General features: G+C 72.8%; 10 protein-coding genes and 1 pseudogene. 7 read left to right on the forward strand and 4 right to left on the reverse strand.

What is annotated here, in order from left to right; all coding sequences use genetic code 11:
- Window positions 1–94: 94 nt before the first annotated feature.
- Window positions 95–217 (reverse strand): annotated as a pseudogene (locus ABT085_RS36790) (DUF5703 family protein); the annotation flags it as partial.
- 47 nt (window positions 218–264) lie between these two features.
- Between ABT085_RS36790 and ABT085_RS36795 the strand changes: the two are divergent.
- Window positions 265–999, forward strand: coding sequence for a hypothetical protein (locus ABT085_RS36795; protein ID WP_351618315.1), 735 nt, complete (start codon window positions 265–267; stop codon window positions 997–999).
- Window positions 1000–1133: 134 nt separating this feature from the next.
- Here the strand turns inward: ABT085_RS36795 and ABT085_RS36800 are convergent, their stop codons facing one another.
- Both ABT085_RS36800 and ABT085_RS36805 read right to left on the reverse strand, forming a co-directional pair.
- Window positions 1134–3473 carry a helix-hairpin-helix domain-containing protein gene (locus ABT085_RS36800; RefSeq protein ID WP_351618318.1) on the reverse strand — a complete coding sequence of 780 codons (2340 nt, stop codon included), beginning with the start codon at window positions 3471–3473 and terminating at the stop codon, window positions 1134–1136.
- Complete coding sequence (locus ABT085_RS36805; RefSeq protein WP_351618321.1) at window positions 3470–4453, reverse strand: aldo/keto reductase; 984 nt, start codon at window positions 4451–4453, stop codon at window positions 3470–3472. The genes ABT085_RS36800 and ABT085_RS36805 overlap by 4 nt, the downstream gene beginning before the upstream one ends.
- A 371-nt stretch (window positions 4454–4824) precedes the next feature.
- Here ABT085_RS36805 and ABT085_RS36810 point away from each other — a divergent pair, with 371 nt between their 5' ends.
- Together ABT085_RS36810 and ABT085_RS36815 are read left to right on the forward strand one after the other, a co-directional pair.
- The gene (locus ABT085_RS36810; protein WP_351618324.1) at window positions 4825–5880 is read left to right on the forward strand and encodes an LLM class F420-dependent oxidoreductase; all 1056 of its coding nucleotides are present in this window, start codon (window positions 4825–4827) and stop codon (window positions 5878–5880) included.
- 274 nt (window positions 5881–6154) lie between these two features.
- Window positions 6155–6931 carry a ferritin-like domain-containing protein gene (locus tag ABT085_RS36815; RefSeq protein WP_351618327.1) on the forward strand — a complete coding sequence of 259 codons (777 nt, stop codon included), beginning with the start codon at window positions 6155–6157 and terminating at the stop codon, window positions 6929–6931.
- Here ABT085_RS36815 and corA read toward each other — a convergent pair.
- Complete coding sequence (corA, locus tag ABT085_RS36820) at window positions 6909–7904, reverse strand: magnesium/cobalt transporter CorA (RefSeq protein WP_351618342.1); 996 nt, start codon at window positions 7902–7904, stop codon at window positions 6909–6911. The two genes, ABT085_RS36815 and corA, sit on opposite strands and share 23 nt — an antisense overlap.
- A gap of 62 nt (window positions 7905–7966) precedes the next feature.
- Here corA and ABT085_RS36825 point away from each other — a divergent pair, with 62 nt between their 5' ends.
- The 4 genes from ABT085_RS36825 to mshC form a co-directional block, all read left to right on the forward strand.
- Window positions 7967–8653, forward strand: a complete 687-nt coding sequence (locus ABT085_RS36825; protein WP_351618330.1) for a histidine phosphatase family protein — start codon at window positions 7967–7969, stop codon at window positions 8651–8653.
- 87 nt (window positions 8654–8740) lie between these two features.
- Entirely contained in the window at window positions 8741–9331 is a 591-nt protein-coding gene (locus tag ABT085_RS36830; protein WP_351618333.1) for a DUF3090 domain-containing protein, read from the forward strand.
- Window positions 9295–10125 (forward strand): SCO1664 family protein, encoded by an 831-nt coding sequence (locus tag ABT085_RS36835; RefSeq protein WP_351618336.1) that lies wholly within the window; start codon window positions 9295–9297, stop codon window positions 10123–10125. The genes ABT085_RS36830 and ABT085_RS36835 overlap by 37 nt, the downstream gene beginning before the upstream one ends.
- A gap of 225 nt (window positions 10126–10350) precedes the next feature.
- Window positions 10351–11461 (forward strand): cysteine--1-D-myo-inosityl 2-amino-2-deoxy-alpha-D-glucopyranoside ligase (gene mshC, locus ABT085_RS36840; RefSeq protein WP_351618339.1); only part of this gene is annotated, 1111 nt, incomplete at its 3' end.

An 11461-nucleotide genomic window follows, 5' to 3' on the forward strand; every position in this document is an offset into this window, starting at 1 on the left:
CGGCGACCGCCGGGGTGAAGGCCTCTTCGGACTTGACCTTGTGCGTGTAGACCGGGCCGTCCTTGCTGGTCACCGACTGGACGGAGTACGGGCTCAACAGACTCAGGCGGTCCAACTCCCAGTTCCCGTACTCGGCATGGTCCGTCAGCAGACGCGTGGCCTCCTTGCGGGAGACCCCGCGCGGTACGTACACGTCGACAAATTCGTATTCCGGCATCGCATCTATTGTGCGGGCTGGGGCCCGGTACGGATAGCGTCTGCACTATGTCTGATGCTGCGCAGCCCACCGCTGCCGAGGTACGAGCCGCCGCCGAGGCGGTCAAGACCGCGCTCGACCGCCACCTGGCCGCGGTCGAACGCAGGTCGGGGGAGGACGACCAGGCCGTCTACGAGGCGTTCAACGAGCTGGCCGCGGCCGCCGAGGTCTACGACGAACTGCTCTACGACCGCTACGACGAGGTCACGCCCTTCGAGATCCCCGGTGCGGACGACTCACTGCCGCCGTACACGGGCCCGGCGGAGCCGAGCGCGATCAGCGTGCTGATCCGCCGCGACTACGCCGTGGCGGAGCCCCAGCGTCTGCTGGCGCAGGCCCAGCGGGTCGAGGCGGCGGAGTACGAGGACGGCGAGGGCACGGGCGAGGACGCCGCGGGCACCGTCCACGGGGCGCTCGGCATCCTGTTCGGCGAGTTCGAGCCGGACGAGATCGCCTCCCGGCACAAGGAGTTCGGACTGGAGGAGGGCGACTCCACGCTCTGGGTGACGGCCGCGGACGACCAGGCCGACCCCGGAGAGTGGCTGGAGGCCCCGTTCGAGCAGGCGGACCCGGAGCGGGTGGTCTGCCGCTTCGACGTCAGCGCGGTCTTCGACGACGACATCGACGCCGGGGACGAGGCGGAGGACGAGGACCTGAGCGACGACGGCCCCGACGCGGATCTCGCCGAGGACGAGGACGAGGACGAAGACGAGGACCTGGAGCGGCTGGAGGCCGACCGCTAGGGCCGGTCCGGCGGACCGCGTCGCACGGGCTCGTCACCATCGCGTCGTCGCCCGGCAGCGGCCGGGCGGACGGCTGTCATCACGGCGGCGGTCGGGAGGCTGTGTCTCCTGACCGCCGTCGCTGTCCGTCCGGATCAGTCCCCCGCGGGCACCTGGGTGCGCAGCAGGGTGGGCAGCCGTGTCGTGCGGGGCTTGGCCAGGACTTCCGCGACCGCCCTCGGCAGTGCCTGTTCCACGCCGTGGACCACCGACAGATGGCGCTCCGCCCGGCCGAACGCCGTGTGGATCCAGGGCCGGCTGAGGGCCTGCGCGGCATCGCCGGGCAGCACCACGACCGCCGCGGGCCACCGGCTGCCCACCGCCTGGTGCGCGGTCAGCGCCCATCCGTGCCGCACGGACCGCTCCACCCGGTCCTTCGGTACGACGACGGGCTCGCCCGCGCACTCCAGGTGCAGCCCGTCCGCGTCGGCCTTCACCACCAGGCCCGGCAGCGCACGCCCCGGCACGGGGGAGTGGACGACCCGGTCACCGGGGTCGAAGCCGCCGAACCGCCCGTGGCCCGGGTTGAGCCGCTCCTTGAGCGCGGCGTTGAGGGCTCGGGTGCCGGCCGCGCCGCCGTGCCCGGGGGTGATGACCACCGTCTGCTCGGCGGGGACGCCGAAGGCGCGCGGCACCGAGTCGGCGACCAGCTGCACGGTCCGGTGCACGGCCTCGCCCGCGTCCCGCACCGGCACGATCACGATCTCCTTGCCGGGCGCGTCCACCTGGTTCAGCTCACCGACGCCGATGCCGGAGACCAGCTCGCCGAGCGGACCCGGGTCCGGTGTGCGCGAGGAGATCTGCGGGCAGACGCGGGCGGCCACCAGATCGGCGAAGACCCGGCCGGGACCGGCCGACCAGAGCACCGCCGGATCACCGCTCAGCACCAGCCGGGCCCCGTCGGGCAGCGACTCCACCAGCATCGCGGCGCTCTCCACATCGAGCTGCGGCGCGTCCAGCAGGACCAGGAGATCGAGCTCCAGGGCCCCTTCCGGGTCCCGCCCGGGACCTTCGGTGCCGGAGAGCAGTCCGGCGACGGTGACGACGTCGGGGGCGTCCGGCGCGACGGCTTCGGTGCCCGCCTCGCCGACGGCCCCGGCGCCGCCCTCGGCCGCGGCGAGCGCGGCGCCGAGCCGACGACGGCCGTCGGCCGTGTGACAGGCCGCGACGGCCCGCAGGCCCAGGGCGCGGGCGGCGCCGATCAGGGCCGCCGGTTCGGCGCGGGCCGCCTCCCCGCCCGTGTGCAGCACCAGGCCGTGTCCGGCGACGGCGCGGATCAGCTCGGCGGCGCTGCCGGACACCGAGGCCGCAGCCGCCTCCCACTCTGCGGGGGCTTCCTTGGGCAGGGAGTTGACCACGCGGGCCAGGCCGTCGGCGAGGCTCTCCTCGGCGAGCGCGTACCGCTCCAGGCCGACCAGGACCCGGACCGGGCGGGGCTGGGCCTCCTCGCCGTCCTCCGCCGAGTCGTCCCGCCGCCCGGCCGCGCCCGCGGGCTCATCGAGCGCGTCCTGGAAGACGAGCGCCTCGCCCTCCGCGAGCGTGTTCTGCACGGCAGCGTCGCCGTCGGGCACGCCCCGCTGGGCCAGCGCCGCGGTGAGCGCGGGCAGCTCCAGGGCGGTGTGCCCGGCCAGGGCCGCCTGTTCCAGCAGCCAGCCCGTGACCGCGCGGCCCCGCCGTTCGTCGTCCGGACGGCAGTCCGCGCCGAGCAGCGCCCGCGCGAACCCGTCGGCCTGCTCGGGTCGTACGCCCGCGACCCGCAGCAGCAGCCAGGGATCGGCGCGCAGTTCGTCCGGCGCGCCCTCGCCGAGAGCCGCGCCGACCTGGGGCGCCAGCGCCTCGGGCGCGCCGCCCTCGGCCAGCACCCGACGTACGGCCTCGACGGTCTCCGGTGCGGGGCCGGCAGCGGGGCCGGCGTCCGTGACGGCCACCGGCTGCGGGCGCCTGACGGGTTCCGGAGCGGTGCGGCGCGGTGTGGGCTCGGGCCCGCCGAATCCGGCGGCGGGCTTCTCGCCGCTCTCCACCGCCCGCACGGCCGCCAGCAGGTCGGCGGCCTTCCCGCTCAGCTTGCCGCCGCTGGCGATGGGCCCCTGCTTCTCGGCCTTGCGCCGCTCGATCCGCTCCCGTTCCAGCTGTTGCGCCGCGAGCTCGGCCTCGGCTTCCGACCGCTGTGCGGAGGCCTCCCCTTCGCCTTCCGCGTCCGAGCCGCCCGCGTCCGAGCCGCCCGTGCCGGTCACATCACCGCTGTCAGCTTCGTCGCCGCTGTCGCCGCCGTCACCGTCGGCCTCGGTGGCCGCCGAGGCGTCGCCCGCGGCCTCTTCCGTACCGTCGCCCCGGCCCTGCGCGGTGCCCGCCGACGGCGCGCCGGCGTCCTGGGTCTCGGGGTCTGCGGCGGTCGGTGCCCCGGCGTCCCTGGTGGTCTCCGGTTCCGTGCTCACAGCGTGCTCCAGTCGTGATCGGGATAGCGGTGCACGGGCGCCGACACATCGTCGAGCGCCCGGCAGATCTCGTCAGGAAGAGTAAGGGCCTCCACTGACAGTGCCGCCGTGAGCTGCTGCGCGTTGCGCGCGCCGATGATGGGGGCGGTCACTCCGGGCCGGTCGCGGACCCAGGCGAGGGCGATCTGGAGCGGGGTCACCGCGAGCCCGTCCGCGGCGGTCGTCACGGCGTCGACGATGCGGCTCGCGGTGTCGTCGAGGTAGGGCGCGACGAAGGGCGCCAGGTGCTCGGAGGCGCCGCGCGAGTCCGCGGGAGTGGAGTGGCGGTACTTGCCGGTGAGGACGCCGCGGCCGAGCGGCGAGGACGGCAGCAGCCCTATGCCGAGGTCCAGGGCGGCAGGCAGCACCTCGCGCTCCACGCCTCGCTGGAGCAGCGAGTACTCCAGCTGCGTGCTCGCCAGCCGGGTGCGGGTGCCGGGCGCCGCCAGCTGCCAGGTCCCCGCCTTGGCGAGCTGCCAGCCGCAGAAGTTGGAGACGCCCGCGTAGCGCGCCCGGCCGCTGCCGACCGCCAGGTCGAGCGCCTGGAGCGTCTCCTCCAGCGGGGTGTGGGGGTCGTAGGCGTGGATGTGCCACACGTCGACGTAGTCCGTGCCGAGCCGGGCCAGCGAGGCGTCCAGGGCGGCGAGCAGATGGCCGCGTGAGCCGTCGAACCGGCGGTCGGGGTCGGGCACGCTGCCCGCCTTGGTCGAGACGACCAGGTCGCGGCGCGGCACCAGACCCTCCATCAGCCGCCCGAGCAGGTACTCGGCCTCTCCGTCGCCGTACACGTCCGCGGTGTCGACGAGGCTGCCGCCGGCCTCCCAGAACGTCTTCAAGAGGTCCGCGGCGTCATGCTCGTCGGTGTCCCTGCCCCAGGTGAGGGTGCCCAGTCCGATGCGGGACACGCGCAGGCCGGTCCGGCCGAGATGCCTCTGCTCCATGAACGCCGAGATTACTGGCCAGGGGTGGTGCGTGGGTTGCCTGTGGATAACCGATTTCATGAGGCCGGAGCACTTCGGGAGCCATGTGCGGGTCACCGGTCCGGCCCGGGGGTCCGGACCGGCCCGCCTCACCGGCCCCGGCCCGCGTGCCCCGCGCCCGCACCTCACACACCGCACCCGCCACACCGGACCGCCGTCCCTCGCACCGCACCCGCCACACCGGACCCCCGTCCCTCGCACCGCACCCGCCACACCGGACCCCCGTCTCACGCGTCCCGCCCGCCACCCGGCCCCTCCGGCCTGCCTCGTGAGCGGGCCCCGCGCTAAGGTCTCCGCACAAGGGACGTTACTGAGCGGTAAGGGGATCTGGCATGCAGCTCGGGATCAACCTCGGCTACTGGGGCGCCGGGATGGACGCGGACAATCTCGCCGTGGCCCAGGAGGCCGACCGGCTCGGCTATGCCGTGTGCTGGGCCGCCGAAGCCTACGGCTCCGACGCGGCCACCGTGCTCACCTGGGTCGCCGCCCAGACCGAGCGGATCGACGTGGGCTCGGCGATCTTCCAGATCCCGGCCCGCCAGCCCGCGATGACCGCGATGACCGCGGCGACGCTCGACTCGCTGTCGGGCGGGCGCTTCCGGCTCGGCCTCGGCGTGTCCGGCCCGCAGGTCTCCGAGGGCTGGTACGGCGTCAAGTTCGACAAGCCGCTGGCTCGCACCCGTGAGTACGTCGAGATCGTGCGCAAGGCGATGACCCGGGAGCGGCTGTCGTACGAGGGCGAGCACTGGACGCTGCCGCTGCCCGGCGGTCCGGGCAAGCCCATCAAGCTGACCGTGCACCCGCAGCGCGAGCACATCCCGCTGTACATCGCGGCCATCGGGCCGAAGAACCTCGAACAGACCGGTGAGATCGCGGACGGCGCCCTGCTGATCTTCCCCTCGGCGGACCACCTCGAGGACACCGCGATCACGTACCTGCGCGCCGGGCGTGAGAAGGCCGGCAAGACCCTCGACGGGTTCGACGTCTGCCCGACCCTCCCGCTGGCCGTCGGCGACGACAAGGACGTGGAGCGGCTCGCCGACACCTTCCGCCCCTACACCGCCCTGTACGTCGGCGGCATGGGCAGCCGGAAGCAGAACTTCTACAACCAGCTCGCCCAGCGCATGGGATACGAGCAGGCCGCCGTCGAGATCCAGGACAAGTACCTGTCCGGCGACAAGCAGGGCGCCGCCGCCGCCGTACCGCACGACCTGATCGACCGGACCACGCTGCTCGGCTCGGTGGAGCGGATCGCGGACCGGATGAAGGCCTACGCGGCGGCCGGCGTCACCACCCTGACCCTCGCCCCGGCCGGCTTCACCCTCGACGAGCGGCTGGCCTCGCTGCGGGCCGGCACCGAGGCCATGGAGCGCGCCGGGCTCGCCTGAGGCATGTCGGCGCCCGGTGCGGGCGCCGGAGGTTTCCACGGCCGTGGTGGGGGCTCGGGGGTCTTCCCCGCCACGGCCGTCACAGAGAACAACGCCCCGGCCGCCCGCGCGGTTACGCCTTTGCGGTGACCGCCGTGGTCCTTCTTTCGGCCGAGTCCGCCGACACAGCTGTTGCGCTCCCTCACGCACCGCATTTGACTCGTTCTCTGCGGAATTCTACGGAATCTGGCTGAATTCTTCGGGATTGTGCGAGTCGGGCAGAGAGGTGCGCACCATGCTGTCGGCCAAGAGTCTGTTCCAGGAGATCCTCGACGACGACGAGACCTTCCGGCTCTTCTGCTCCATCGCCGCCGGCGGCGAGGCCCAGGGCGGCTGGGAGAACGCACGGATCGCCGCACTCGTCCCGGAGAGCGAACGGCACATGGCCCCCAAGATCACCCGCCACGGCGCCGACGAGGACAAACACGGGCGGATCTTCAACGCCCTGATCCACAGACGGGGCCTCGAACCCGTCCCCGTACCGCCCGACACCGACTACACCATGCTCCTGGAGCGGCGCGGCATCGGCCTCGCCCACGACCGGCTGCGCGGCGAAGAGCCCCTGACCGTGGGCGACATCGTCGTCTACCTCGCCCACAGCCGGGTCACCGAGCAGCGCGCGTCCGAACAGATGGAACTGCTGCTCCGGTACTTCGCCGACCACCCCGACATCGGCCACGCGGTGAAGATGATCTCCAACGACGAGGACAACCACCTCGCCTACTGCCACGAGGAACTGCTGCGGTACGCCCGCGCCGGCCACGGCCCCGCCATCCAGCGGACCCTGCGCGACTGCGCGCTCGCCGAGATCCGCGTCTACCGCGACGTCAGCCTCGCCGTCATGACCCACATGGGACGCATCCTGCGCTGGCCGGCCGCCAAGTCGGCGGCGCTGGCAGCCGGCATCCACACCGTCTACGCCTGGGAGCGCTTCGCCGGCTGGCGGCGGATGGTCTCCCTGGAGACGCCCCTGCGGCGCGACGCCCTCGCTACAGCCAGCCCCGCCGCTTGAACGTCCGGTACAGCAGCACCTCCAGCACGGCCATCGCCCCGATCACCACCGGATACGACCACAGCCAGTGCAGCTCCGGCATGTGGTCGAAGTTCATCCCGTAGATCCCCGCGATCATCGTCGGCACCGCCGCCATGGCGGCCCACGCGGAGATCTTGCGCATGTCGTCGTTCTGCCGCACGCCCGTCTGCGCCAGATGCGCCGACAGCACGTCCGAGACCAGCCGGTCCAGGCCCTCCACCGACTCGTTGACCCGCATCAGGTGATCGTTGACGTCACGGAAGAAGGGCCGCGACCCCTCGTGCACGAACGGCACCGACGTGCCGGACTGCCCGGTGCCCGAGAGCCGGGCCAGCGGCGTCGCCAGCGGCCCGGTCGCCCGCCGGAACTTCAGGATCTGCCGCTTGAAGGTGTAGATGCGCGACGCGGTGTGCCGCGAACCGCCCCCGCCGGGCGAGAACACCTCCGCCTCCAGCTCCTCCAGGTCCGTCTGGAGTTCGGCCGCAACCTCCAGATAGTGGTCGACGGTCGCGTCCGAGACCGCGTACAGCACGGCCGTGGGACCCTTGCGCAGCAGCTCCGGCTCCTGCTCCAGCCGGTGCCGCACCCCCGCCAGGGACGCGCTCTCGCCGTGCCGTACCGTCACCACGAAGGCGTCCCCGAGGAAGACCATGACCTCGTCGGTGGAGACGGCATCGCTCTGCGGCTCGTACACGACCGGCTTCAGCACCAGGAACAGCGAGTCGTCGTACACCTCCAGCTTGGGCCGCTGGTGGGCCTTCAGGGCGTCCTCGACCGCCAGCGGGTGCAGCCCGAACTCCCGGGTGACCAGTGCGAACTCCTCCTCGGACGGCCGGTGCAGACCGATCCAGACGAATCCGCCCGCGGTACGCGCCGCGCCCAGGGCGTCGGACAGGTCCGCGGGACGCTCGATCCGGTGCCCGCCACGGTAGACGGCACAGTCCACGATCACGGTGCGCATTCTCCTCTCCGTCGACCCTCGGCCCACCCTCCGGTGCGCCTACGCTGGTCCGCATGCCCACGCTGATCCTCGTCCGGCACGGACGTTCCACCGCCAACACCGAGGGCCTGCTCGCCGGCTGGACGCCCGGCGTCGCCCTCGACGAGCGCGGCACCGCGCAGGCCGCCGCACTGCCGAAGCGGCTCGCCGGCATCCCGGTCTCCGAGGTCGTCACCAGCCCGTTGCAGCGCTGTCAGGAGACCCTGCGGCCGCTGCTCGACGCCCGCCCGGAGCTGACCGCGCACGCCGACGAGCGGATCGGGGAGTGCCACTACGGCGACTGGTCCGGGCGCAAACTCGCCGAACTGAAGGACGAACCCCTGATGGAGGTCGTCCAGAACCACCCGTCCGCCGCCGTCTTCCCCGGCGGCGAGTCCATGCGCGCCATGCAGACCCGGGCCGCCGAGTCGGTACGCGAGTGGAACGCGCGCGTGGAACGCGACCACGGCGCCCGTGCCGTGTACCTCATGTGCTCGCACGGCGACATCATCAAGTCGCTCGTGGCGGACGCACTCGGACTTCATCTCGACCTGTTCCAGAGGATCTCCGTAGAACCCTGTTCCCTCACCGTGATCCGCTACACCAGACTGCGGCCCTTCCTCGTCCGCCTCGGGGACACCGGCGACCTCGCCTCCCTAGTACCGCACGAGGAGCCGGCCGAGGGCGAAGCCCCGGTCGGCGGCGGCGCGGGCGCACCGTGATCGTCGGCCGCAGTAGGGTGAAGCGGTTCATGCAGTCACGTTCACGCACGGACGTTCACGCACTCACGAATTCAATGGAGACAGGACGTGTCCCGTCAGGTGTACCTGTACGACCCGCCGGAGCGCTTCGTGGCCGGCACGGTCGGTCTGCCCGGGCGCCGTACGTTCTTCCTCCAGGCCACCGCCGGATCCCGGGTGACCAGCGTGGCCCTGGAGAAGACCCAGGTCGCGGCACTCGCCGAGCGCATGGACGAACTGCTCGACGAGGTCGTACGCCGTAGCGGCGGCAGCGCTGCCGTGCCCGCCATGGCACCCACCGAGATCTCCGACACCGCCCCCCTCGACACCCCGGTCGAGGAGGAGTTCCGGGTCGGCACCATGGCGCTGGCCTGGGACGGCGAGGAACAGCGCATGATCGTCGAGGCGCAGGCCCTGGTGGAACTCGACGCCGAGTCCGACGAGGACCTCGCCGAGGCCGAGGAGCGGCTCCTGCAGGACGAGGAGAACGGGCCCCCGATGCTGCGGGTCCGGCTGACCGGCGCCCAGGCGCGGGCCTTCGCCAAACGCGCCCTCGACGTCGTCAATGCCGGCCGGCCGCCCTGCCCGCTGTGCAGCCTGCCGCTCGACCCGGAAGGACACGTATGTCCGCGCCAGAACGGATACCGCCGCGGGGCGTGAGCACCGAGGTGACGCCCGCCGAGCTGCTCGCGCGCGGCGAGCTGACCGTGCGCGGACGCATCCGCGACGCGTCGAACGCGGCGCTGTACTGCACGGTGACGTACGACGGCCGGGAAGCGGCCTGTGTCTACAAGCCCATCGCCGGGGAGCGGCCCCTGTGGGACTTCCCCGACGGCACGCTCGCCGAGCGCGAGGTGGCGGCCTACGAGGTCTCCGAGGCCACCGGCTGGGGCCTCGTGCCGCCCACCGTGCTGCGGGACGGCCCGTACGGCGAGGGGATGTGCCAGCTGTGGATCGAGGCGCTCCCGGACGCGGAACTGCTCGCCCTGGTGGACGACGAGGAGCCCGCCCCCGGCTGGAAGGCGATCGGCTTCGCCGAGGTCGGCGAGGGCAGGACCGCCCTGCTGGTGCACGGCGACGACGAACGCCTGCGCCGCCTCGCCGTCCTGGACGCGGTCATCAACAACGCGGACCGCAAGGGCGGCCATCTGCTGCCCACGGCGGACGAGCGCCTCTACGGCATCGACCACGGGGTCACCTTCAACGTCGAGAACAAGCTGCGCACGCTGCTGTGGGGCTGGGCGGGGGAACCGCTGACCGAGGAGGCCGTGGCGGCGCTCAAGGGGCTCAGAGGGGCCCTGGAGCCGGACGGCGCGCTCGCGGTCCGGCTCGCCGAACTGCTCACCGCCGCCGAGGTCGACGCCACCCGGGCGCGGGTCGACGCGCTGCTGGCGTCCGGGACCCATCCGGAGCCGAGCGGCGAGTGGCCGGCGATTCCCTGGCCACCGGTCTGACCCCGGCCCCGGTCTGACCCCGGCCCCCTTCCCGGGCCGCCCCGCCCTCTTCCCGGGCCGCCCCCTACCGGGCCGCCCGGTCCGCCGGTACGGGCGGCCCGGATGTGTGCTCGACCACAGGCGCACGCTCAAGCACACCGGGCCATGGGCGCGCAAGACGGCCTTCCCGGCCATCCGGCCCGCTCCGGTTCGTATACGCAACTTCCGTCCGGTTAGTCTCATGACATGCATGCCTGGCCCGCTTCCGAGGTCCCCGCCCTGCCTGGTCAGGGCCGCGACCTGAGGATCCACGACTCCGCGACCGGCGGCTTGGTCACCCTCGCCCCCGGTCCCGTCGCCCGTATCTACGTCTGCGGCATCACGCCCTACGACGCCACCCACATGGGTCACGCGGCGACCTACAACGCGTTCGACCTGGTGCAGCGCGTGTGGCTCGACACCAAGCGGCAGGTTCACTACGTCCAGAACGTCACCGACGTCGACGATCCGCTGCTGGAGCGCGCGCAGCGGGACGGCGTCGACTGGGTCGCCCTCGCCGAACAGGAGACGGCCCTCTTCCGCGAGGACATGACCGCGCTGCGGATGCTCCCGCCGCAGCACTACATAGGCGCTGTCGAGGCGATACCCGGCATCGTGCCGCTCGTCGAGCGGCTGCGCGACCAGGGCGCCGCCTACGAGCTCGAGGGCGACGTCTACTTCTCCGTCGAGTCCGACCCGGACTTCGGCAAGGTCTCCCACCTCGACGCCGCCGCCATGCGGCTGCTGTCCGCCGAACGCGGCGGCGACCCCGACCGGTCGGGCAAGAAGAACCCGCTCGACCCCATGCTGTGGATGGCCGCCCGTGACGGTGAGCCCAGCTGGGACGGCGGTTCGCTGGGACGTGGACGGCCCGGCTGGCACATCGAGTGCGTCGCCATCGCCCTCGACCACCTCGGCATGGGCTTCGACGTCCAGGGCGGCGGTTCCGACCTGGTCTTCCCGCACCACGAGATGGGCGCCTCGCACGCCCAGGTGCTGACCGGCGAGTTCCCCATGGCCAAGGCGTACGTCCACGCCGGCATGGTCGCCCTGGACGGCGAGAAGATGTCCAAGTCGCGGGGCAACCTGGTCTTCGTCTCGCGCCTGCGGCGCGACGGCGTCGACCCGGCCGCCATCCGCCTCGCCCTCCTCGCCCACCACTACCGTCGCGACTGGGAGTGGACCGACGAGGTGCTGCCGGCCGCCGAGGCACGGCTCGGGCGCTGGCGCGCGGCCGTGTCCCGTCCCGACGGGCCGTACGGACGGAGTCTGAGAGCTCTCTTAACGATCGTTGTGAGCGGTACGCGCGCGCTGCCGC

The organism is Streptomyces sp. NPDC002265 (assembly GCF_040296125.1).
Classification (GTDB): domain Bacteria; phylum Actinomycetota; class Actinomycetes; order Streptomycetales; family Streptomycetaceae; genus Streptomyces.

What these genes read in the sequence shown, in the direction of transcription:
- ABT085_RS36825 (WP_351618330.1), top strand. Translation starts at nt 7,967, where the DNA reads ATGCCCACGCTGATCCTCGTCCGGCACGGACGTTCCACCGCCAACACC.
- ABT085_RS36795 (WP_351618315.1), top strand. Translation starts at nt 265, where the DNA reads ATGTCTGATGCTGCGCAGCCCACCGCTGCCGAGGTACGAGCCGCCGCC.
- ABT085_RS36805 (WP_351618321.1), bottom strand. Translation starts at nt 4,453, where the DNA reads ATGGAGCAGAGGCATCTCGGCCGGACCGGCCTGCGCGTGTCCCGCATC.
- ABT085_RS36810 (WP_351618324.1), top strand. Translation starts at nt 4,825, where the DNA reads ATGCAGCTCGGGATCAACCTCGGCTACTGGGGCGCCGGGATGGACGCG.
- ABT085_RS36835 (WP_351618336.1), top strand. Translation starts at nt 9,295, where the DNA reads ATGTCCGCGCCAGAACGGATACCGCCGCGGGGCGTGAGCACCGAGGTG.
- ABT085_RS36815 (WP_351618327.1), top strand. Translation starts at nt 6,155, where the DNA reads ATGCTGTCGGCCAAGAGTCTGTTCCAGGAGATCCTCGACGACGACGAG.